Genomic DNA, 22,803 nt, shown 5'->3' on the forward strand with positions numbered 1-22,803 from the left:
TATTAGCATAAAGGGTTTGAGCCAAATTAACTAACCGGCTACTTTTGAGATTCCCGCAGGGTATCGCCCATTACCTCATGAGCACCCCGTTCGAGCAGGGCCGCCGCAACCTTCCGGCCAAGCTCATCGGCCTTATCCACGTTTGCGGTAGCGGTCTCGAGCAACTGACGCGAACCGTCGAGTGCGAACACCCCCGCCTGCAGGGTGAGTTCACCACTGTCGCTCACGGTTGAGTAGGCCGCGACCGGAGCGGTGCAGCCCGCTTCCAGCTCATTGAGTACCGCGCGCTCAGCGACAGCGCGGGCATGGGACACCGGGTGGTCAATCTTGCGCAGAATATCCACAATTTCGCGGTCAGCAGTGCGGCACTCCAGCGCCAGGGCGCCCTGAGCCGGGGCCGGCATGAGGACGTCCACGTCCAGGGATTCCGCAATCTCTCCGAGGCGACCCGTGCGCTCCAGTCCGGCGCGAGCCAGAATGACAGCGTCCAAGTCCTCAGAGACGCGCCCCATGCGGGTTTCGATGTTTCCACGCAGTGGTACAAGTTCCAGGTCGGAGCGCAGCGCACGCAACTGAGAGACACGACGCGGCGCGGAGGTACCCACTCGAGCACCCTCAGGCAGGTCCATCAGCGGCGTAGCATCACGGGAAATCAGCGCTTCTCGCGGATCGACGCGCTCCGGCACGGCTGCGACCATCATGTCGTCTTCCGGCAACGTCGGCAAGTCCTTAAACGAGTGCACGATAATATCGCACACCCCCTCGCGGAGTGCATGACGCAGCGCCTGGGTGAAGACACCGATGCCAATCTTTTCCACCGGGTCGTGGCGGTTATGGTCACCGGCGGTCTTCACAATCACCAGCTCTGCAGGCTGCCCCAGCTCAATCAGTGCATCACGGACGTGACCGGCCTGTGTCGTGGCCAGTTCCGAGCCCCTGGTACCGATACGAATAGTCGCTGGGTCAGGCATGTTTCCCTCCGGGTGTTAATTCTTGGTGGTTTCAGCAACGCCTTCAATGATGGCACTACTGTCAAGACCATACTGCTCAAATCCCTGCATCCGCCCAATTCGGCCCTCTACCATGAGATCTGCGGGGATATCGGTGTCAGCATACAGGCCAGAGGGGGTGGATAGGGGCAGGTCGAAGAGCTTCTGCAGGGCAAGCGCGTAGTTGCCACCACCCTGCTGGCTAGAAAGCTTCTTGACCTGAACCGTTGGCGCGTGCAAGAGCTTATCGACGACGCGGCGAACCGTGGACTCGACCTCGCGACGTTCCTTTTGAGTAAGACCCGGTGTCTTCGCCTCCAGGCGAGCGAGCTCAGCCGCCGCCACATCCGCCGCGCGCTCACGCAGAGCGCGAACAGTCGGTGCTACCTCGCTTGCGCGCTGCGCCGTGAGGTAGGACTCCAACTCTTCGGCCACAATGTCGCGCGCTGCAGCCTCATCATCACGACCCGGAACCTCCGTGCGAGTCATCTGCAGCAATTCGATGTTGAAGAGTGCGATCCCCTCAAGCCCGGAGACATCCTCCGCGACGTCGCGAGGCATAGACAAATCGACGATGGCGAGCGGGCCGTGGTCGACAACATCTGCAGCTGAGACCACTGGAGTCATGGCTCCGGTGGCACTGACGAGAATGTCCACATCATCGAGGACATCAGCGAAATCATGCAACGCAATAGCAGTAGCGGGGATGCCCGCTTCGATCGAGTGGTTAGCCAGGTTCTGCGCCCGGTCAACGGTGCGGTTGGCAATAATCAGACGATCAATGCCGCAGCGCCCCAGGTAACTGGCGGCCAGCGAACTCATCGCACCGGCGCCGAGGATAAGGGCCGAACGTCCGGCCAGAATATCGGTACCCTCAGCGACGTCAACACCAGAGTTGAACCCAGGATGCAGCGCAGCAATCGCCTCGTCGATGGCCACGGAGACCATCGATGCGCCCGCATTATCAATCAGTGTTTCGCTGTGGACTCGCTTGCCTGTGTGCAGCGCCTTCTGCGCCAAGTCATGCAGCATGCGACCGACGGTGCCGGCTTCGTCCGCTTCCTGGTAAGCATTGCGAAGCTGACCGATAATCTGCTGTTCCCCCAGCACCATCGAGTCAAGACCAGCACACACCGAGAAGGCATGCTCCGCTGCGGCCTGTGCGTACCGCACATAGAGGTGCGGTGTCAGTTCATCGAGTTCGAGCCCAGTACGACCGACAATTTCACGGACCACGGCCGATAGGCCAGAGTGGAAGCCGTTGGCCACCACGTAGTACTCAACGCGGTTACAGGTCGACAACAGCATCGCTTCGCTGATCGCTTCATCCGCGACCAGCCGAGCCAAAATGGCCTCTCGCTCAGTTTCACCGACGGAGACCTTTTCAAGAAGGGTCACCGGTGCAGACCGGTACGACATTCCGACGAGAAGCACACTCACCGCTCAATCACCGCTCTATTGCTCCTTCACAGGCCCCGCTACGGGCTTTTTCACACAGCTATGACTGTTAACGCTAGACAACTCTGCCATCTCGTCACAACAAAGGCATACTTTACTTAGTCTCTACCTCGATGTTCGCAGCACTCCCCTACTTCTTTGCCGCTACTCCACATTCTGCCATGTCTCCGCAGCTCCTAGCAGTTCGGCAGAGTTGTCTCCCGAACTTATTCGGCCTCCGCTATCGCTTCCAGGAGTTCATCATCATCGATTTCCCAGCAAGCGATTTCCTCATCATTGACCAGAATCACCGGCACGCGATCGCCAAATTCCATGGCCAAGTTCGGATCGGTATCGACGTCTTCCACCTGGAACTGCGCATTTTGGTCCCGAACTAGCGGCTCAATCTGCGCAATCACTCGGGCGCACGAACCGCACGTCTTCCTACTCATCACCGTCACAGTCACCATAACGGCCAGTCTAAAGGTCGACTGTTTCGCTTTACGACGTCCCCCTCCCCACACTTCCCCTGCAAAAGTGACTCTTCTTATCCTTGCCCCATCCGCTCCTTGAATCTCAGCGCGCAGCTTTGCCTAAAGACCGGATACTATTCAACAAGAGCTTCCGATAACGGATGTCGGTTGCATACACCGTGGAAAGAGATTTTCGTGCCGTGAGTGAGTTCAGTGCCGACAACCGCTCCCCCTTCCCCATCGACATGCTGGGTGACCTTGCGTCCTCGCAGGGTAACGTCCGCAACTTCCTCGAGCAGGTAGTTCTCGCTCCGCTCAATGACGAAGCACAGGAGGAAGCTGGTGCTGCAGCGGCTGCCAATGCACTGGAAGCTCTCGGCGAAGTCTACGACGTCGGCGGCGAAGAACTGGCTACGGGATTTCGCAGTGTAGCTGGTGCCGAAGATGCCGCTGGCGGTGCCCGTGTGCTCTCGCAGCCCATTCCAGGTGTCGAACGCGATCAGGGCGCAGCCGCTTTCTTCGATGTGGACAACACGCTTGTCCAAGGCGCATCAATCTTCCTCTTTGCCATGGGTTTGGTCGAGCGCGGCTTCATCAAGAAGCGTGATTTGGCCGGCATGATTTGGAAGCAGCTGAAATTCCGAATCTCAGGCGCGGAAAACGCTGCCGACGTAGCTAAGGCCCGTGAACAGGCATTGGAGTTTTTCGCCGGCCACGATGTGAATGAAATGGTCAAACTCGGCGAAGAAATCTTTGAAGAAAAGATCAGCGACCGCGTTTACCAGGGCACCCGCGATCTGGCGGAACTACATATCCAGGCTGGCCAAGAGGTCTGGCTGGTCACCGCCACCCCGGTGCAGCTGGCCCAGGTTATCGCTAAGCACATCGGACTGACCGGCGCCCTTGGCACGGTCGCCGAGGTCAAAGATGGCAAGTTCACTGGCCGCCTGGTAGGCGATATTCTCCACGGCCCGGGTAAGAAGCACGCGGTGGCAGCTCTGGCAGCCTCTTCCGGGTTGGACATGTCTCGCTGCACGGCATACTCAGATTCCGCCAACGACATTCCCATGCTGTCCATGGTGGGCACCGCCGTGGCCATCAACCCGGACCGCAAGTTGCGGAATTACGCCCAGAAGATGGGGTGGACTATCTACGACTATCGCCACTTTCGCTCCGCAACCTTCGCCACGATGCGGTGGCTCTCGATCGGAGCACTGCTGGCAGGAGCTGTCGGGGGCGCGGGACTCGTCGGCAAGCGACTGTGGGACGCGAACAAGGAAAGTTAAACGCTGCTAGGCGCACTCGAGAGTTAGTGACTGCGTTTATGACAAAAATGGCTCGAAAAATGGCATGAAAGTGTCATAAACTCCTACAGTTTCACATTTGCAGCCCGTAATCGGCAGCCCGTGATTAGCCCCCAACGACAAAACCCGCCCTATCTCAACGAGACCGGGCGGGTTCTGCTTTTAAAACGTGTACGCGACGCAGCACGCGCGCTCCTGCGATAACGGCAGGAATGCTGGCTTACTTGCCGAGCTTACGACGCTGCACGCGGGTACGGCGAAGCATCTTGCGGTGCTTCTTCTTCGACATGCGCTTGCGACGCTTCTTAATGACGGAACCCATCGGCTCGACCTCGCTATTCGTTGACGGAAATTTCTTTTCTTGCACAATGGCGGCGTACTCAATGCGGCCTTACAACCGCCGAGATGTCACGCCCTTTTTCCTTCCGCCTTCACAGCTAGATACTTCATGACTTGAAGACGATAGGAAACAGGGGCGCAGCACAGCACCATGTACTAATCGGATTAATCATAGCGGGGACATATGCGTTCAGGTCAAACAGCCCCGCTTAAAGGCAGAAAAAATTAACCCGCGTTGTAGAAGGAGGAGTCCAGGTATTCCTTGACTGCGGACTCATGGACGCGGAAAGAACGGCCAACGCGCACTGCCGGCAGCTCGCCAGCGTGAACCAGGCGGTAGACGGTCATCTTGGATACGCGCATGATGTCAGCAACTTCTGCAACGGTCAGAAAGGTGCCTTTATCTGCATTCTGCATTAGTAAATATTCCCTTCAGCGCACGCGACGCGCTGCAGGCTTCCCCTCCTGCAGAAAATCGTGACACGCACGTGCTTTTCATATCCTACCGGTAGGCAAGGTGCCGGTGCGATTTTTGATAAAAAATAGGGGCATTGGCGAATGGTGTGACAGTTGTGACTAACCCATCGTCCCTGCGTATCGGATTAGCTACTGCCGCTGACCATTTCCAATGCCCCAAATATTGGGGTTACTTGTACACCCGCCTCTACTCGGCGAAATGCTTATTTACCCATCTCGTTGGCCTTGTCATAGCAAGCCTGCAGCGCACGATGCACCGCGCGACGAATGCCTTCTTCCTCGAAAACTCGGGTGGCCGCAGCGGTTGTACCGCCCGGAGAGGTGACATCGGCACGCAACGCAGTCGGGTCCGCGCCTTCCTGCATCATCATCTCGGCTGCACCAGCAGCCGTAGCCGACGCCAGACGCTTAGCCTGATCACGCTTGAGGCCCAGATTCACACCCGCGTCGGTCATCGCCTCGACGAACTGGAAGAAGTAAGCCGGACCGGAGCCCGAGACTGCAGTGACTGCAGACATCAGCGACTCATCGACAACCTCAACGCTGCCGACCTTCTTCAACAGTTCGACAACCTCGTCGGTCTGGCTCTCCGTGACAAAGCGGCCCGGCGCGACTGCACAGACCCCCTTGCCCACCAGCATCGGGGTATTCGGCATGACGCGGATCACCGGAGTACCGACAGCACAGACGCTTTCCATCTTGTCCAGCGTGATGCCAGCCGCCATCGACACCACAATGGTGTCGACCTCAGAGTCATCGAGCACGTCGGCAATCTGCTCGAGCATGTCGATAATCAAGTACGGTTTTACGCACAAGAACACCACGTCGGCACCGTCGACGGCCCCTACTGGGTCGTCGGCATCGACAATGCCGTAGGTCTCCTTCAGACCGGCCAGGCTCTCCTTGGTGCGCCCCACCACATAAATCGAGGAGGGCGAGACACCACCGTCGATGAGACCACCGACGAGTGCGCTACCAATCTTTCCGCCACCAATTACAGCAATTCTTGTCATGGACGCTAAGTGTGCCAAAACTGGCCCACACATGCGAATGCAGGGACCGGAAAACTACGCTTCCGACCCCTGCATCAGGTGATGATTATTCTGTTGACCCCACTACAACTGGAAGAGAATCCAGGGGCCAAATGTCAGCGCCAAACCGACAAGTCCTGCGAGAATCGGTGTCAGTTTGTCCTTCTCACGGCGCAGGTAGTTCGCCATTCCCGCGAAGCCACCAGCGACCACGAGAGCCATGATGACAACCACAATCTTTGGCAGCGACGACCAGGCCATGGTGAAGCCCAGGAACACCAATGCACCAGCAATCAGACCCACGAAGACCTGGATTAGCAGCAACGGCACCGAGAGGGAATTGTCCTCGGCGTAGCCATCGCGCGCGACGGCCTTGCCCTTGGAGCTCTTGGATTCTTCACGCTTAACGACGTCCCGGGGCTCCGCCTGCTTCTCGTCAGCTGCGGCCTGGGTCGGTGTGGTCTCGACCTGTGCAGCCTCAGTGGGGGCGTCCTCGGCCTGCTCGATATCGGCCTGTGCGTCTTCTGCCTGTGCAACTTCAGGAGCGACAGCGGCTGCCACTGCCGCCTTGGAAGCGGCACCGGTATCGGCGTCAGCGTCGGCAGCCTCGAAGGTAGCGGTTTCCTGAGCAGCTTCAGCCTCAGCAAATTGTTCACCGTCGACGTCATCCGATTCAGCGGATGCCTCGGACTCTTCGTCGACATTGTCCTGGACAACCGGAATGGAGGCAGTCGGACGGTCGTCGTAAGCGTTGGAACCGGTGAGTACCGCACGAGCGACTGGCCCCGGCTCCCCAAGCTGCTGCGACTCGTCTGCCATGTCACGCAGTTCGGTGAAGGTGTAGGTAATCTCCGAACGCTCGGAGTTGACCATGACCGGACGGGGTTCCATCGGAATTGCCAATGGCACCGCAGGGGCTGCTGGCTGCGCAGTTGGTGTGCTCTGCGCGGCTTGCTCCTGCTGCGGAGCTGCCGGTGCAACCGGTGCAACCGGTTCTTCAGCAACTTCGGCAACCTCGTCAGCTTCGGCCTCAGCGACCTCGGCGTCAGCTACTTCGGCGTCAGCCTCAGCTAATTCCGACTCCTCTTCTTCCTGATCAGCAGCTTCAGCCTCGGCCTCAGCTTGAACCTCATGCTCCGACGAATCCGCCCCTTCAGCAACTACCACTGGCTCAGCGACAGCCTCCGAGTGCTCCGGAGCTTCTACCTCCGGTTCGGTTGCCTGCGCTTCTTCGGCGGCGTTGGCCGCAGCTTCGTCGGCAAGCAAATCACTCGTAGTCGTCTGATCGTCGTCTGCGTTGGAAAGAGCGTGAGCACCACGTCGCGGTTCGTCGGCCTTTACACGAGGGATTGAGCCGGTGAGCTCCTGAACAGACACACCGCCTTCTTCAAGGCTGCGTCGACGGCGGCGCCGCGGTGGTTCAGAGGGGGCTCCCTCCTTCTGCCGCCGCGCCAGCAGTTCGGCAACGGTGAGCTTTTCCTCGCTCATCTCAACCCTTTCCGTATAGGTCACTGTCCAGTCGTCGGAAGATAATGCCCTCACGCAGCGCCCAAGGACAAATCTCGACCTTCTCTAATCCCAATGCTCGCATACTAGCCTCTGCAACGAGAGCACCTGCGACAATTTGGTGAGAACGATTCGCACTAACACCCTCAAGTTCAGCACGGTCAGCCGCCGTCATGCGGGAAATAAACGCAATCAACTGGCGCAAACCAGCGGCAGTCAGAGTGCGCTTAACCCGGGGACCAGCAGCGGAAGGCGCCGCACCGGTCAGGCGAGCGAGAGTGCGGAAAGTCTTCGAGGTGGCGACAGCCAAGTCCGGCTCACCAAGCGTACGCAGATGACGAGCTGGCTCAGCGAGCTCAGCATCAATGTAATCGCGCAGCAGGTCAATCTTCTTGCGCTCCGGCGGATCGGTCTCGAACCACTCGTGGGTCAACCGTCCCGCACCGAGCAGCAGCGAGTACGCGGCCTCCGGATCTTCATCAGTACCCGACGTCAGCTCAAGAGAACCGCCACCGATATCCAGGTTGATTAGACGACCAGCAGACCAGCCGTACCAGCGCCGTACTGCCAAAAAGGTCAGACGAGCCTCATCCTCACCGGAGAGAATCTGCAGCTTAATGCCAGTTTCTTTCTCAACGTGGGCGAGAACCTCGTCCGCATTCGTGGCATCGCGAACAGCTGAAGTGGCGAAGCTAATCATCTCTTCGCACTTCATCTGCTCAACCAATTCCTTGGATTCAGCGACGTAGCCCGTCAGCTTGTCAATGCCCTTCTTGGACAGGTTGTTGTCCTTATCCAGGTACTCGACCAGCTTCATCGTCGACTTGGAATCGCTCATCGGAGTCGGATGTCCGCCCCGGCGGGCGTCCACCATCACCAAGTGGACGGTATTACTACCTACATCTAATACACCTAATCTCACTCTTAGTAGGTTAGACGGTCTACGGTGTATTGGTGTGAATCAACCCCACCCCCGCCCCGGTCGTGGACCGCAACCGTCTCCCGCTGAAGTCGCCTATGACTTTCCCCGCGAGTGGTTCGAGTTCGCCCACCCGGAGGACCCAGAACATATCATCACCTGCGACCTAACCTGGTTGATGAGCTCCTATCAATGCGCTTTCGGCACCTCCGCTTGCCAGGGCATCGACTCCGCGAACGCGGATGTCGGATGCTGTGGCCATGGCGCCTTTATCACCGACGAAGAAGACCGCGAGAGGGTTATTGACGTCGTAAAGCGAATGGAAGGCGACTCCGCAGAGCCCCAGTGGTGGCAGAACCGCCCCGAACAAACTCTGAAGTGGCTTGAAACCTACGAAACCGACCCCTCCGAACCGTTGGAACCGTGGTTAGTGTGGGACGAGCTTGACGACGAAAACGGAGAGCCTGAGCCTGCTCTGAAAACGAAGGTCGTGAAGAATGCCTGCATTTTTGCCAACCGTGACGGATGGCGCAATGGTGCGGGCTGTGCCATCCACCAATGGGCGATGGCCAACGACATTGACCCCGTGAAGGTCAAGCCGGATGTGTGTTGGCAGGTGCCGCTGCGCCGACTGGAGGACTGGGAGGAACGCCCGGACGGCCAGGAGATTCTGCGCACGACCATTACCGAATACGATCGTCGTGCCTGGGGCGATGGCGGCGAGGACTTTGAATGGTTCTGCACGGGCGCGCCGGCCACACATACCGGTGGCGAGCCGGTGTGGCGCACGCACAAGTCCGAGCTAATAGAGCTCATCGGCGAAGAGTGCTACGAAATTCTGGCGGAGCACTGCCGTGCCCGAGAAATAGCGGGCGCGGCCAAGGCTTTCGGGCCGAGTGGCTACCCACTGCTGGCGATTCACCCGGCCACACGCGCAGCGGCCGAGGGGCTGGCGCCGGACGAGGTTTAAGTCGGGGTTTCTCAGACCGACGGCGGAGATTGTCGGCAGCAGTCTGCTGAGCTAGTCCTCGAACTTGTAACCCAAGCCGCGAACGGTGACCAGGAACTCCGGCGAGGAAGGATTGCGCTCGATCTTGGAGCGCAGGCGCTTGATGTGTACGTCCAGCGTCTTGGTGTCGCCGACGTAGTCGGAGCCCCAGACGCGGTCGATGAGTTGGCCACGGGTTAGCACACGACCACGGTTGCGCAGCAAGTACTCCAGCAGGTCGAATTCCTTGAGCGGCATTGCGACATCATCGCCGTCAACGGTGACTACATGGCGCTCGACGTCCAGCACGACCGGGCCGCCGCGCAAGACCTCCTCGTAGATATCCTCGACATCGTCGGAGTCGTCGTGGCGACCGCGGCGCAGCACAGCCCGGATACGGGCAATAAGTTCCCGAGAGGAATACGGCTTGGTCACATAGTCATCCGCACCAATTTCGAGGCCGACGACCTTGTCAATCTCAGTGTCACGGGCGGTCACCATAATCACTGGGACAGAGGACTTTAAGCGGATGTTTTTGCAGACCTCGGTGCCACTCATACCTGGCAGCATGAGGTCCAGCAGCACAATGTCCGGTTCTGCCTTGGAGAATTCTGCAAGTGCTTCCTGGCCGTCAGCGGCCATCCGCACCTCGAATCCTTCGCGCTGCAGCAGAAACGCAAGCGGCTCCGCCAAAGCCGTCTCGTCTTCGACAATAAGTACCTCAGTCACGGATTACTTCATTCCTTCCTTGGAATCCTTGTTCTGGGAATCCTTATCCTTGCCACGGGTTTTGCCCGTACCGCGCTGCGCGTTTTTCTTAGCCGCAATTTTACCCGCAGGCTGGGTGTGGCCGATTGGCAAACGTGCAGATACATCGCCATCATTCGACGCGGAACCGTTCTTTTCCATCAGCGGGAGCTCAATGGTGAAGGTCGATCCTGTGCCCAGCCGACTCCACAGCTTCACGGTTCCCTTGTGATTCGCTGCGACGTGCTTAACAATTGCCAAGCCCAGACCGGTACCGCCTGTCGCCCGCGAGCGTGCCTTATCCGCACGGAAGAAGCGCTCGAAGATACGCTTCTGATTCGCCTGGGAAATGCCGATACCGCGGTCAGTGACGCGGATAGCGACGGTGTCGTTATCCTCCTTGACCGCAGTCACAGATACAGGCGTGGCCTCTGGCGAGTAGTTGATCGCATTTGAAATCAGGTTGGACACCGCGGTGATCAGCAGGCTGCGTTCACCTTCAACCACCAAATCCGGCTCACAGTCAACGGTGATTTCAATACCCGCCTGCTCCGAGAGCATCTGGTTACGACGCACAGCTCCTTGGACAATCTCTTCAACCTTCACGGGAGACATGTCCGGCAGCGGCTCTGCCCCCTGCAGCTTCGACAGCGAGATGAGTTCCGTAATCATGGTCGACATCCGCTTGGACTCCTGCGTCAGGCTCTCACTAAAGTGACGCACGGCAACCGGGTCGTCGGTAGCTTCATTCAGCGCCTCGACCAAGAGGCTGATGGCCCCCACCGGAGTCTTGAGCTCGTGGGAAACGTTAGCCACAAAGTCACGTCGCGCGGCCTCCATACGGGCCTGTTCGGAGACATCCGCCGCATAAATCACCACAAAACGGTCGTCCACCAGTGACAACGGAGTTAGCTGACAGCGGACAATTGTGTCCGGCGCCCCCGCCCGGCGCGACGGCAGCACCAGCGTTAGCTCCTGGTCCTCCTGCGAGTCAAAGACCTTGAGCGCAGCTTCCCAGCCCACGTCATTGAGGCGGCGCTCATAGACCAGCCCTAACTTGTGCGCCATGGAGTTCGACAAAATCAAATCACGTGAGATGTCAACGACCACCACACCCGTCGGAGACTTCTGAATGGCCAGGTGCATGACCTGCGCCATGGTGGTTATTGAACTTTCCTCGTCGCTCTTCTGACGCCGAGCGGCGTTATAGGCACCCGAGACAACTCCACCAAGAATCAGCACAGCTGCCATAACCGCAGCACCTAATAGAGCGGCGATAATGATTTTTGACACGGGTCTTACCCTAAGCTCTTTTCACAATCCGCGCGCGCTGAAAATCAGTGCGCTAGCTAGCTCTAAATAGACCAAGGAGCACAGCCCCACTTGGCTGCGCCCCTTATCGGCCTATCAAACACCTACATTTTTACTTGTTGCCCTGAGCAGCAACAGCAGCAGCACCTGCAGCTGCAGCTTCCGGATCCAGGTAGGTGCCACCCGGGTTCAAAACCTTGCCCTCAGCATCAAAGTCGTAAACCAGCGGGATACCGGTCGGGATGTTCAGAGCGGCAATGTCCTCGTCCGAGATGTTGTCCAGGTGCTTGACCAGTGCACGCAGGGAGTTACCGTGAGCTGCCACCATGACAGTCTCACCGGCCTTCAGACGCGGCAGGATTTCCTCTTCAAAGTAAGGAATGAAACGCTTCACGACGTCCAGGAGGCACTCCGTGCGCGGAACCTCATCCAGGTTGGCGTAACGCGGGTCATTAGCCTGCGAGAACTCGCTGTCATCCGACAGCTCCGGCGGCGGAGTGTCGTAGGAGCGACGCCAGGACATGAACTGGTCCTCGCCGTACTTCTCCTTGGTCTCTGCCTTGTTCAGACCCTGCAGAGCACCGTAGTGGCGCTCGTTCAGACGCCAGTCACGGATAACCGGAATCCACAACAGGTCAGCGGTATCCAGGGCAATGTGTGCGGTGTTAATTGCGCGACGCAGCAGCGACGTGTAGAGAACCTGCGGCTTCAGGCCTGCCTCTACGAGCATCTCACCGGCACGTACTGCCTCAGCGCGGCCCTTGTCGGTCAGTGCAACGTCGACCCAGCCCGTGAACTGGTTGGATGCGTTCCACTCACTCTGGCCATGACGGACAAGAATCAGTTTTCCATTGCTCATACCCCTAATTGTGCCCCAAAACGGGAAAGCCCGCCGTTCGTTGCCCCGCTATGTGGGTTGCTACCCCCGGCTACTCAACCATGTGGCGGAACTGCTCCAGATTGGCCAGGTTTTCCCCACGGTCAACCCGCCACTCCCACTCGCGCTTAATTGCCGATGCAAAGCCGCGTTCGAGGATCTGGTTGAAGTCCCCATCGGCCGTCTCGAGCAGCTGACCGAGGAGGCGGTCGAGGTCATCGTCGGAAAGCTCAGCGGGCAGTTGACCGACCAGGTAGATGTCGCCGGCGGCGTCGATGGTGTAACCGATGCCGAACAGACGACGGTTGCGCTGTAGCAACCACTTGTAAACGGCCTCGTGGTTTTCTTCGACCGCGCGACAGACGAAGGCTTCAACACGCAGGGAGTCCGGTGCCGGGATGAGGCCGACGACAGTCTTGAGCTTCTTCTTACCAGGCAGGACCACCACGGCGGCATTGTCTGCAATACCATGCTCGACACCGAGGCGTTCCAGCTGCTCACCGAGGGATTTCAGCTGTACTTGGATGTCCGTGCTCATCGTGAATCATCTCCCTGCTTTTGTGGCTACGGCTCTGGCGGTACTGAAGCTAACGAAACCTACCGGGAGCCGCCCGCATCCCGGATAGAGCCGGGACAATTTTCCTTTTGGAGTTCGGTTCGATGATAGACATCGGCCAACCGATCCACGGTCTTTTGCCAGGAAAACTCCAGGGAGTGCTCGCGTGCCTGGGTGGCCAATTTAATGCGTAGCTCGTCGTCCTCCACCAGGCGACCGAGGGCATCGGCCCAGGCTGCGGGCTCGTGACCGTCGACAAGCAAACCGCTGACCCCATCGTCGACAGCGATGGAGAGTCCGCCGACATTCGCCGCGACAACGGGAGTACCGGTGGCCTGAGCCTCCATCGCCACCAACCCGAAAGTTTCGTTGTAACTGGGCACGGCGACAATATCTGCGGCCTGGTAGAGCTTCGCCAGGTCCTGCGGCGGGCGCGGGGGCATGAACCGGACCAGGTGGTCGATCCCCTCTTCCGCGGCGAGATTGGTGAATTCGTCGGGCGCGTGCAGCCCAGAACCGGAAAGTCCACCGCAGATAATCACTCGGACATTAGTGGCGGGATGGCGACGCATGAGCTCACCGACACCCCGCAGCAATACCTGCGGGCCTTTCAGCCGCTGCAGCCTACCGACGAACAAAATGACCTTAGTGTGCAACGGGATGCCCAGCTCACGACGGGACCGCTCGGTGGCACGATCACTGCCCGGCGAAAAGAGCTCCACGTCCACCCCGGGCGGCACGACATTGATGCGCCACGGGTCGGCATCGTGGAGATCCGCGAGCTGCTTAGCCTCGGCATCGGTGTTGACGATGAGCCGGCACGCATTGTCCACAATCTGCTGCTCACAGATACGCCGAGACTCCGGCTCCGGCGTATCTCCCTCCGCCAGATGGAGATTCTTCACTGCCGCCAGCGTGTGCGCCGTGTGCACAAACGGAATGTCAAGCAAATCCGACAGCAGCCACCCCACCTGGCCAGAGAGCCAGTAGTGCGAATGGATCAGGTCGTATTCAATCCCCTGTTTGCGGGCGAATTCAATGACCCCACCGGCAAAGGCCGGCATCTGCGTAGCCAGGTCTGACTTCTCTAACCCCTCATAGGGACCAGCCACAATGTTGATGACGCGGAAGTTCTCACTGACCTGAATCACCGGCCCATCGCTGGAACGCGTGGCGCGGGTGAAAACATCCACCTTCACACCGCGTCGTGCCAGCTCCTCGCAGGTGCGCAGCACGTAGACATTCATGCCACCAGCGTCACCGATGCCCGGTTGCTCCAGCGGAGAGGTGTGCATGGAGATCATCGCGATGCGGTTCGGCCACGCCGGGGTGTTAGAGGCGGCCGCGTCTGCGCCCGCCGTTGCCGCCGGAAATGTTTCGCTCATACTGCCCAGAGTGCCTACGCCAGGGGCAACCCCGCAAATGAGTACCTCAAATACGTGTATTGGAATTCCGGCATCGCAGTGCGACGTACGGCACAATAGAGGTCGATACCTACTACGTCGTAGGTTATTATCACCTCACGACATATTCAGGTGCTAAACAAAAATTTAGGAGGACCCCATGGCCGATACATCCAGCTCACACGCTGCAAATGACTCTGCCCCAGCTCACGGTTCCACACCCAACGCTGCGGCCTCCAAGGCCTGGCTGAACCTGTATCCGGAGTGGACCCCACCCCACATCGACTACAACTTCGACACCCTCCTAGACGTCTACCGCCACACTCTGAGCAACCACCCGCGCCGCAAGGCATTGACCTTCTTCGGTCGCTCCACCTCCTACGCCGAGCTGGATGCCAAGGTTCGCAGCGTTGCCGCCGGCCTGCGCGCACTTGGCGTACGCAAAGGCGATCGCGTGGCACTGCTCATGCCGAACTGCCCGCAGCACGTCATCGCCTACTGGGCAGTTCTGCACCTCGGCGCTGTTGCCGTAGAGCACAACCCCCTCTACACCGCCCACGAACTGCGCCACCCATTCAACGACCACGGCGCCCGCTTTGCCATCTGCTGGGACAAGATCGTCCCCGTACTTGAAGACCTCCGCAACAACACCCCGCTCGAGACCATCATCGCGGTCAATATGCTGCAGGACCTGCCGTTTGTCATGCGCACCGCCCTGTCGATCCCGCTGCCGAAACTCCGCGCCGCCCGCGCTAAGCTGCACTCCTCCGCACCGCAGGTCATGGGTTTTGACGCTTTGCTTCACGACGCCGTCGGCGGAGACGGCCACGACCTCCAGGCCGATGAATCCATCATTGCCGATGACACTGCAGTGATGATGTACACCTCTGGCACCACGGGCTCGCCAAAGGGCGCGCAGCTGAGCCACCGCGGGCTGGTCGCCAACATTCTGCAGGGCAAGGCCTGGGTGCCGGGCCTTGGCAAGGAGCGGGAAATCTCCCTCGGCATCCTGCCAATGTTCCATGCCTACGGCCTGACCATTGTCACCAACTTGTCCATGCTGATTGGCGCTGAACTGGTGCTGGTGCCGGCACCGGAGATTCCGCTGATTATGAAGGTGATGAAGAACAATCGCCCGACATGGGTGCCTGGTGTGCCGACTCTCTACGAGAAGATTGTCGAAGCCGCCGAGCGCGATAATGTCGACCTCTCCGGCGTGAAGTTCGCCTTCTGCGGTGCTGCTACCCTGCCGGTTTCCCTTGTGCAGAAGTGGGAGAAACTCACTGGCGGGCGCCTTGTCGAGGGCTACGGCCTCACCGAAACGTCACCGATCATCGTCGGCAACCCGATGGACGGTAACCGCCGCCCCGGCTACGTTGGCCTGCCATTCCCGGACACCGAGGTCGCCATCGTTGACCCCGAAGATCCCACCAAGCTCCGCGCTGACGGCGAGGAGGGCGAGGTCATCGTCCGAGGCCCACAGGTTTTCGCCGGTTATCTCAACCTCCCGGAGGCAACGGAGAAGTCCTTCACCGATGGGCCTGCTGAGCTTCCCGCTGGCGATCGTTGGTACCGCACCGGCGATGTCGGAGTCATGGAGTCGGACGGCTTCATCAAGCTGGTTGCCCGCATCAAGGAGGTCATCATCACAGGTGGCTTCAATGTCTACCCGGCCGAAGTCGAGGAAGTACTGCTCTCTCACCCGGACATCACCGATGCCACGGTCGTCGGCCTGCCGAAGAGCGACGGCTCCGAGATGGTCGTAGCCGCGATCACCCTTGCTGACTACGCCCGACTGGATTCTGACGCCTACCGCGACCACTGCTACGACAACCTGACCCGGTACAAGGTGCCGCGCGCATTCTTCCACCTGGAGGAACTTCCTCGCGACCAGATGGGCAAGGTCCGCCGCCGCGATGTCCGCGACGTGCTGCTCACACAGCTGGAGCAGAAGGGCCAAAGCGTGGATTCGCTTTCCCACCGCAAGTCCCATTAGTTCAGGGTGGTTTTGTAGTTGGGATAGGGGCCTGAGTAGAGCGGGCTCCTATCCCTTTAAGGCGGACCCCGGCTCCCCCCCCCCAGACTTAGTGACTAGGTTTATGACAAAAAACTGAGGGTGAATACTATTCACATGTCATAAACCTAGTCACTTTCTCTATCCCCGCCATTGGGAGAAGGCCCGGGAGCGCAAACTGAGGACTACCCGGCGGTTCTATTAGCCCCAGCGCCCCGGTCAGCCCCAGCAGTCCCGCCAGCCTCTCCAGTCCGCCCCCACTGGCCATCAGCCACCCGCCGCGGGCCTAGTCGATGCTCACGCCGATCCACACCGGCTCGGGCACCAGGGTCACGCCGAAGGCCTTTTCCACGCCAGCGCGCACATCGCGCGCCAAAGCCACCAAGTCGGCGGCGGTCGTAGGCGTACCGTCGCCGGACTCCCCGCGGTTGGTCAGGGCAAGAGTGTGCTTAGTCGACAGTCGCGCGGGCGCACCGTCACCGGGGTAGCCCTTGGGGAACCCGGCGCGCTCGATAAGCCACGCCGCCGAGAGCTTCACGGCTCCCTCGTGGCCGGGGCCAGCGGGGAATGCGGGCATATTCGCGGCCTCATCGGCCCCACGCAGCGCGGCAACCTTTGCACGCACGGCCTCCACCGAGTTCTCCGGAATAATCGGGTTGGTAAAGAAAGAACCCGCCGACCAGGTATCGCGGTCAGCATCTTCGAGCACCATGCCCTTGCCCCGGCGCAGCTCAAGCACCTTTTCGCGCACCAACTCAGCCGGCCTGCGAATCTCGCCAGCCGCAGCCTCGGCCTCGTCGACGCCCAGGCGCCGCGCCAGTTCGCCATAGCGAAGTGGCGCGGACATGCCATCCACACTGAGCTCGAACCGCACGGCCAGCACCACTGCCCGTGCGGTGAACTTCAGGTTCGAGTAGCGGTAGGAAAGGTCGAGAGACTCCGGTTCCACCCACTCGACCGAGCCGGTTGCGCGGTCGTAAAGCTGCACCGCGTCCAGGACCTGCGACACCTCAGCACCGTAGGCGCCCACGTTTTGCACCGGAGTGGCTCCGGCCGATCCCGGAATACCCGACAGGCATTCAAGGCCGCCAAAACCTGCGTCGACACTCATCTCCACGACCTCGTCCCAAACCGCACCGGCCTCGGCCTCCACGATTGCCGACACGGACTCCAGCCCGTGTCCGCGAGTGCTCATGGTCACGTTGTCGGCCTCGATTACCACGGCCACCAGCGGCTCGAGTTCATCGGCTACCACCAGGTTGGATCCGCCTCCCACGATGAGGAGGGGCACGTTAGCGTCGTCAAGCGTGCGTACAACATCGACCACAGCGTCCGTCGTGCTACACCGGACGACGGCACGCGGCACCCCGCCGAGGCGGAGCGTCGTCAAATCCGCGAAAGCGGTATGCGTGCTGAGCTCCACCCCCTCTAGCCCCGCAAGCCCATCGATGGCTTCTTCCATGTCGGAGGTCAGGTGAATTGGGTTCGGCGATTGGTCGAGATTTTCCACGCCCCTAGCGTAGTGCAAATTACGTATCATCAAGCGCATGACTACGACTAACACGCACACCGTCAACTTCGACCAGCCGATTGAGAAGGTTTACGAGGCCCTCACCGACGCCGGTTTCTGGGAGAAGGTCGCAAACCGTTTCTCGGCAGCTGACGGCAAGGTGGAAAAGTTCGAGACCACCGACGCTGGCACCACCGTCGTGATTCGCCAGACCGTCTCTGCTGACAAGATTCCGGCGCAGGCGCAGAAGTTCGTTAAGTCCGGGGTCGGCATGACGCGCACGTTCGTCATCAGCCCGCTTAACGACGACGGCGCGACCTCTACTGTGACCACAGAAGCTTCGGGCGTACCGGCGTCCTTCAGTGCGTCCCAGAAGCTCACCGCCCAGGGTGAAGGTTCAGTGCTGACCACCAACTCCGAGTTCTCCATCAACGTGCCGCTGCTCGGTGGCAAGCTCGAGGAGAAGGCAGCTCCGTACCTGGAACGCGTCCTCAACGCTGAGACCGCTGTGCTGGCGGACTACGTCGCTAAGTAGGTTGCGCAGCGGGGCACTCCGGGGCGACACCGAGGGGACGGATACCGGGCGAAGATAAGTGGTAGCGACGGAGCCGTCGTTAAGCAAGACTGGGAACCATGAGTTCTGCTAAACGCTCGTCGAGCGTCAAAGTCCTGCCCACCGTCCTCGGTGTCATCATCGTGGTGGCACTCATTGCGATCGCCGGCGAAATCGGCGTCCGGATGTTCGTGAGCAAGGAGATTTCCGACGGCTACCGCACCTCCGCCGAAGAGCGTGGTGCGACGGTCACTGAAGACCCCAAGGTTTCTTTCGGCACCCGCCCGATGCTGCTCGCCTTGGCCACCAAGTCAGTGCCCTCGATGGATCTGTCCACTCCGAACACACTGGAGGTCAAGAACCCGGAGGCGCTGGGTGGCGCACCGGAGATCAACGGTGACCCGGCAGCGGAAGTGCACCTGGAAAACGTGGATCTGAGCAATCGTGCGGATCCGACCGCAGAGTCGCTGCGAGTAGACGTCACAATCCCACCTCAACTGCTGCAGGCGCTAATTAACCGGGAAAGCGGTGTACGCGCTTCCACAATCACGCCGTTGCCGGACGAAGGCCTGTTCAACATTGAATTCGCCTCCGGATTTGCGACCTCCAAGTTCCGCCCGATTGCCAACGGCGGTCATATCGAAATCAACTTGGAGGGCGGCTCAATCCTCGGCTTAAACCTCGATGGCCTGGCCGGCTGGCTGGGAGAAGCGAGCGGTACGCTGTTGAGCTACGACATCGGCCACGGTATGCAGGTGGAGGAAGCACACGTCACAGGGGAGGGCCTGGCGTTGACGCTGACGGGCGCAAATCTGCCTTTGTCGACCGTGAGCGAACTTACCTTTAGCTAGCAGGTAAGATACCGAGAATGACTCGCTCTCTCATCACCGCAAATAGCGGTACTCCCACCGAGCGCCAGTACATCTTCTCGCTCGGCTGTCCAGACCGTACCGGTATCGTTTCCACCCTGTCGACCTTCCTGTCCGACATTGGTGCATGGATTACCGAGGCGGACTTCTTCTCCGACCCGGAGACCGGATGGTTTTTCACTCGCCAGGCGGTCCGCGCCGACGCTCTCGACCTGACGGTAGAAGAGCTGCGCGAGAAGTTCGCTGAGCTCGTCGGTGATTGGGGCCCTGAGGTCCGCTGGAAGGTCACCGACAACGCTGTCCCGAAGCGCGCTGTCATCCTGGTGACCAAGGAAGGCCACTGCCTGCAGGATCTGCTCGGCCGCGTCGCACAGTCCGACTATCCGATGGAAATCGCTGCAGTAATTGGTAACCACCGCGATCTGGAGCCACTGGTCGCAGCGTATGACATTCCCTTCCACCACGTGCCCTTCCCCAAGGATGCCGTCGGCAAGCGTAAGGCATTCGATGAGGTCGCCGAGATTGTCGATGCCGAAAACCCGGATGCCATCGTGCTCGCACGTTTCATGCAGATTCTGCCGCCGGATCTGTGCGAGAAGTGGGAAGGCCGCGCAATCAATATCCACCACAGCTTCCTGCCGTCGTTCATGGGCGCGCGCCCGTACCTGCAGGCTTATCGACGTGGTGTGAAGCTCATCGGTGCCACCTGCCACTACGCCACTGAGGACCTCGACGACGGCCCGATTATTGAGCAGGACGTCATGCGTGTCTCCCACAAGTACACCGCTGCGGACATGCAGCGTGAGGGGCGCGATGCGGAGAAGCAGGTCCTCGCCCGCGGTTTGCGCTGGCACCTGGAGGACCGTGTGCAGGTCTACGGCAACCGCACCGTGGTGTTCCAGTAGGTTACCGTGGTGTTCCAGTAGGTTTTCGGGGAGCCAGACCTATCCCTATCCCCTCCCCCAGAAAGAAAGTGTCTGGGTTTATGACAAAATCACCGGGTTTTTCACCCAGAAACTGTCATAAACCCAGACACTTTCTCAGTTGTGCGGGCTAACACCCGCCCTGGGCTAGCACCCGCCCGGGACTAATACCCGCCCTGTGCGTTCGACAAAATGTCCTTGATCTGTGGGCGAACATCCAACCAGTAAATCCCCGTGATGACTAGTCCGGCAATCAGCGGGATGCCCAGCATTGCCCAGCCCAGCCACGGCAGGAGTAGGAAGATAGCCGAACCGACCAGCATGCCGGCCCAGACGTTGCGGCTCTTGCGGTCTGCAGCGTCAAAGGCATCCGCGCGGGTGGTGATGACAAGCACCGCACCGATTAGCGCCAAGATGCCGATGACAAACGGAATGGCGAACTGAAACAGGACGTCCACATAGACGGAAATTGCCATCAGCGGCGAATCCGCAAGACTGGGCAAAGATGGTAACAGGCGCACCGGGGGAACAACTCCTTTAACAGGGATGCATTGCTTTTTACATGCTAACGCACACGGTCTGATGTGCTGGGTTGTGCTGCTAAATAGCCCCAAACACCAAGGTCGACAGGGTGTAAATAGCCAAACCGGCCAGTGATCCGACAACCGTGCCGTTAACGCGAATGAACTGCAGATCGCGACCGACCATCAGTTCAATCTTGTCGGAAGCCTCATCGGCGTCCCAACGCTCGACGGTCTCGGAAATGATCGAGGTAATCTCGCCCGCGTAATTCTCAGCGATGAAGACGACAGCCGCTTCCAAACGGCGGTCCATTCGTTTGCGCAACTCAGGATCAGACTGGATCCGCTCGCCGTAGCGGGCGGCCGTTTCCGAGACCTTCCGACGGAGCAGGGAGTCCGGGTCTCGGGCAGCGTCGACAAGCTTTGCGGATGTTGATGCCCAAATCTTCGCCGGCGCCTGTGTGACGGCGGCGGACGAAAGAATGTCAGTCTTAATTTCTTCGACCTTGGCGATGGTCTTCTCGTCGTTCTGCAAGTCTATGGCGAGCTGCGTGAGGAAGCGGTGGAGTGCCAAGCGCGCGTCGTGCTTAGGGTCATGCTGCACCTGCCAGGTCCAATCAACCAACTCGCGATAGACCTTGTCGCCGATGAGATCGTTGACAAAGCTCGGCGCCCAGGATGGGGCGCGCTCTCCGACGAGGCGGTCGATAAGATTCTGGGAGCCCAGCGACTTCCGGTGCAGCCACTCAGCCATCTGCTGGACGATGGGCTCGGTGCGCCCCTCTTCAATCAGCTGCTCGAGAACCTTACCCGCTGGTGGTCCCCACTCCGGAGCTGCAACTTCGTCGATGACTGCTGACTTCAGCACTGCGGCGGCATCGTCGGGATTAATCGCCTCCAGCACATTTCCGGTGAACTTACCGACCTCTGCTGACACTTTGTCGGCGTTTCCCGGCGCTACCAGCCATTCACCGATCCGTTCAGGAATCTCGGCTTTGCGCACCTTGTCTACAATCAAAGCGGGGTTCAGGAAGTTGTCACCGACGAACTGCGCCAGGGACTCACCGACCTGGTCCTTCTTGCGGCGGACGATAGCGGTGTGTGGGATAGGAATGCCGAGCGGGTGGCGGAACAGAGCTACGACAGCGAACCAGTCGGCGAGGGCACCGACCATGCCGGCTTCAGAAGCAGCGCGAACGTAGCCCACCCACGCGGGCACAACTTCGCCTGCGGATAAGTGTGAAGATTCAATACCGCGGCATGTGAAATACACAGCGGTTGCGATGACCAGCAGCATCGTAGCGAAGGCCTTGGCCTTACGCAGTTGCGCACGTTTTTCCGCTTCAACCTCAGGTGATGGCCCGGGAACTTCGAGACGGTCCGAGACCGAATCGACAGCTGCCGGGAGCTTAGCGGGGTTGTTATCCATGTGTATAGATTAGGCGCCGAAAACGCGAAAATGCCACCGCGCCGCAGTCCGCTGTTGGTGAGAGAGGTACTTCTCAGTACTTCCCTACCTCAGCACACTGTGCACGGTGGCATCAACTGTGGAGGTGCTAGTTCAAAAGGCTAGCGTTGCATCCGACTAGAGGCGAGCCCCTTTAAACTGGGGCGAGCCTTTAGTGGTGAGTGCCGAATTCCTTTCGGTAAGCCTTGTAGTCACGACGACCGATGGAGATGCAGGCCACACCCGCAATAACCATAACCAGTGCAACTACCAGGCCAGCCCACATGAACACGCTGCCGTCGAAGTTCCAACCACCGGTGTAGTCGGTGTAGTTGGCGGCATCCTTAGCCAGGAAACCATTGCTGTGAGAGGCAGCAGTCTGGTCGGCAAAAACGGTCGTTGCGAGACCGAAAATGAAGGTGCCCCAAGCCGCCAGTGAGGCGAGCATGAGTCCCATGCCAATCCAGGTAATGCTCTTGTGAAGCGAGGAGTATTCGGCATTCATGCTCTGAGGCACGTAACCGTCGACGAAGTGCTCTTCGCCCTGGTAACGCTTGACTGCATTCGCCATAATCTATGTCCCTTCTGGAAAACTCTAATCGAGAAAGA

23 protein-coding genes are annotated in these 22,803 nt (G+C 59.5%); 6 read left to right on the top strand and 17 right to left on the bottom strand.

Annotated features, from left to right (window positions below; translation table 11 throughout):
* Positions 1 to 38: 38 nt before the first annotated feature.
* The 3 genes from hemC to QKE19_RS07995 form a co-directional block, all read right to left on the bottom strand.
* Positions 39 to 971: a hydroxymethylbilane synthase gene (hemC, locus tag QKE19_RS07985; protein WP_049190547.1), complete on the bottom strand. Its 933-nt coding sequence runs from the start codon at positions 969 to 971 to the stop codon at positions 39 to 41.
* Positions 972 to 986: 15 nt separating this feature from the next.
* Complete coding sequence (locus tag QKE19_RS07990; RefSeq protein ID WP_042388369.1) at positions 987 to 2,429, bottom strand: glutamyl-tRNA reductase; 1,443 nt, start codon at positions 2,427 to 2,429, stop codon at positions 987 to 989.
* 224 nt (positions 2,430 to 2,653) lie between these two features.
* The gene (locus tag QKE19_RS07995) at positions 2,654 to 2,896 is read right to left on the bottom strand and encodes a glutaredoxin family protein (protein WP_016421985.1); all 243 of its coding nucleotides are present in this window, start codon (positions 2,894 to 2,896) and stop codon (positions 2,654 to 2,656) included.
* A gap of 164 nt (positions 2,897 to 3,060) precedes the next feature.
* On the opposite strand from QKE19_RS07995, the gene QKE19_RS08000 reads away from it, so the two are divergent.
* Complete coding sequence (locus QKE19_RS08000) at positions 3,061 to 4,185, top strand: HAD-IB family hydrolase (RefSeq protein ID WP_016421984.1); 1,125 nt, start codon at positions 3,061 to 3,063, stop codon at positions 4,183 to 4,185.
* A gap of 238 nt (positions 4,186 to 4,423) precedes the next feature.
* Here QKE19_RS08000 and QKE19_RS08005 read toward each other — a convergent pair whose 3' ends face one another.
* From QKE19_RS08005 to QKE19_RS08025, 5 genes are all read right to left on the bottom strand, one after another.
* Entirely contained in the window at positions 4,424 to 4,525 is a 102-nt protein-coding gene (locus QKE19_RS08005; RefSeq protein WP_003855542.1) for an AURKAIP1/COX24 domain-containing protein, read from the bottom strand.
* Between the two features lie 242 nt (positions 4,526 to 4,767).
* Entirely contained in the window at positions 4,768 to 4,959 is a 192-nt protein-coding gene (locus QKE19_RS08010) for a helix-turn-helix domain-containing protein (protein ID WP_005509751.1), read from the bottom strand.
* A gap of 263 nt (positions 4,960 to 5,222) precedes the next feature.
* Positions 5,223 to 6,032 (bottom strand): pyrroline-5-carboxylate reductase, encoded by an 810-nt coding sequence (proC, locus tag QKE19_RS08015; RefSeq protein WP_016421983.1) that lies wholly within the window; start codon positions 6,030 to 6,032, stop codon positions 5,223 to 5,225.
* Between the two features lie 102 nt (positions 6,033 to 6,134).
* Entirely contained in the window at positions 6,135 to 7,538 is a 1,404-nt protein-coding gene (locus QKE19_RS08020; RefSeq protein WP_016421982.1) for a hypothetical protein, read from the bottom strand.
* A gap of 1 nt (position 7,539) precedes the next feature.
* Positions 7,540 to 8,478, bottom strand: a complete 939-nt coding sequence (locus QKE19_RS08025; RefSeq protein WP_161798518.1) for a Ppx/GppA phosphatase family protein — start codon at positions 8,476 to 8,478, stop codon at positions 7,540 to 7,542.
* Between the two features lie 34 nt (positions 8,479 to 8,512).
* Between QKE19_RS08025 and QKE19_RS08030 the strand changes: the two genes are divergently transcribed.
* On the top strand, positions 8,513 to 9,445 hold the full coding sequence (locus QKE19_RS08030) for a hypothetical protein (RefSeq protein WP_016421980.1): 933 nt from the start codon (positions 8,513 to 8,515) through the stop codon (positions 9,443 to 9,445).
* 51 nt (positions 9,446 to 9,496) lie between these two features.
* On the opposite strand, the gene QKE19_RS08035 is transcribed toward QKE19_RS08030, so the two are convergent.
* From QKE19_RS08035 to mshA, 5 genes are all read right to left on the bottom strand, one after another.
* Entirely contained in the window at positions 9,497 to 10,192 is a 696-nt protein-coding gene (locus QKE19_RS08035; protein WP_016421979.1) for a response regulator transcription factor, read from the bottom strand.
* A gap of 3 nt (positions 10,193 to 10,195) precedes the next feature.
* Entirely contained in the window at positions 10,196 to 11,503 is a 1,308-nt protein-coding gene (locus QKE19_RS08040; RefSeq protein WP_016421978.1) for an ATP-binding protein, read from the bottom strand.
* 130 nt (positions 11,504 to 11,633) lie between these two features.
* Complete coding sequence (locus QKE19_RS08045) at positions 11,634 to 12,380, bottom strand: phosphoglyceromutase (protein WP_016421977.1); 747 nt, start codon at positions 12,378 to 12,380, stop codon at positions 11,634 to 11,636.
* Positions 12,381 to 12,450: 70 nt separating this feature from the next.
* Positions 12,451 to 12,936 (bottom strand): YbjN domain-containing protein, encoded by a 486-nt coding sequence (locus tag QKE19_RS08050; RefSeq protein WP_049172367.1) that lies wholly within the window; start codon positions 12,934 to 12,936, stop codon positions 12,451 to 12,453.
* A 59-nt stretch (positions 12,937 to 12,995) separates the two neighbouring features.
* Positions 12,996 to 14,258 (bottom strand): D-inositol-3-phosphate glycosyltransferase, encoded by a 1,263-nt coding sequence (mshA, locus tag QKE19_RS08055; protein ID WP_172620248.1) that lies wholly within the window; start codon positions 14,256 to 14,258, stop codon positions 12,996 to 12,998.
* A gap of 259 nt (positions 14,259 to 14,517) precedes the next feature.
* Here mshA and QKE19_RS08060 point away from each other — a divergent pair, with 259 nt between their 5' ends.
* Entirely contained in the window at positions 14,518 to 16,353 is a 1,836-nt protein-coding gene (locus tag QKE19_RS08060) for a long-chain-fatty-acid--CoA ligase (protein WP_347890762.1), read from the top strand.
* Positions 16,354 to 16,657: 304 nt separating this feature from the next.
* On the opposite strand, the gene QKE19_RS08065 is transcribed toward QKE19_RS08060, so the two are convergent.
* The gene (locus QKE19_RS08065) at positions 16,658 to 17,833 is read right to left on the bottom strand and encodes a UDP-N-acetylmuramate dehydrogenase (RefSeq protein WP_347890770.1); all 1,176 of its coding nucleotides are present in this window, start codon (positions 17,831 to 17,833) and stop codon (positions 16,658 to 16,660) included.
* An 85-nt stretch (positions 17,834 to 17,918) separates the two neighbouring features.
* Here QKE19_RS08065 and QKE19_RS08070 point away from each other — a divergent pair, with 85 nt between their 5' ends.
* The 3 genes from QKE19_RS08070 to purU all read left to right on the top strand — a co-directional run bounded on the left by QKE19_RS08070 (position 17,919) and on the right by purU (position 20,208).
* On the top strand, positions 17,919 to 18,416 hold the full coding sequence (locus QKE19_RS08070) for a DUF2505 domain-containing protein (RefSeq protein ID WP_049189515.1): 498 nt from the start codon (positions 17,919 to 17,921) through the stop codon (positions 18,414 to 18,416).
* 98 nt (positions 18,417 to 18,514) lie between these two features.
* Positions 18,515 to 19,285, top strand: coding sequence for an LmeA family phospholipid-binding protein (locus QKE19_RS08075; protein WP_016421971.1), 771 nt, complete (start codon positions 18,515 to 18,517; stop codon positions 19,283 to 19,285).
* Positions 19,286 to 19,302: 17 nt separating this feature from the next.
* The gene (gene purU, locus QKE19_RS08080) at positions 19,303 to 20,208 is read left to right on the top strand and encodes a formyltetrahydrofolate deformylase (RefSeq protein WP_016421970.1); all 906 of its coding nucleotides are present in this window, start codon (positions 19,303 to 19,305) and stop codon (positions 20,206 to 20,208) included.
* Positions 20,209 to 20,390: 182 nt separating this feature from the next.
* Here purU and QKE19_RS08085 read toward each other — a convergent pair whose 3' ends face one another.
* From QKE19_RS08085 to QKE19_RS08095, 3 genes are all read right to left on the bottom strand, one after another.
* Complete coding sequence (locus tag QKE19_RS08085; RefSeq protein ID WP_042388363.1) at positions 20,391 to 20,702, bottom strand: DUF2516 family protein; 312 nt, start codon at positions 20,700 to 20,702, stop codon at positions 20,391 to 20,393.
* A 124-nt stretch (positions 20,703 to 20,826) separates the two neighbouring features.
* Complete coding sequence (locus QKE19_RS08090; protein ID WP_070595094.1) at positions 20,827 to 22,176, bottom strand: DUF445 family protein; 1,350 nt, start codon at positions 22,174 to 22,176, stop codon at positions 20,827 to 20,829.
* A gap of 190 nt (positions 22,177 to 22,366) precedes the next feature.
* Positions 22,367 to 22,765 (bottom strand): hypothetical protein, encoded by a 399-nt coding sequence (locus QKE19_RS08095; RefSeq protein ID WP_049172374.1) that lies wholly within the window; start codon positions 22,763 to 22,765, stop codon positions 22,367 to 22,369.
* Positions 22,766 to 22,803: the final 38 nt, after the last annotated feature.

It is taken from the genome of Corynebacterium sp. c8Ua_99, from assembly GCF_039907185.1.
In the GTDB taxonomy this organism is placed as follows: Bacteria; Actinomycetota; Actinomycetes; order Mycobacteriales; family Mycobacteriaceae; genus Corynebacterium; species Corynebacterium jeikeium_D.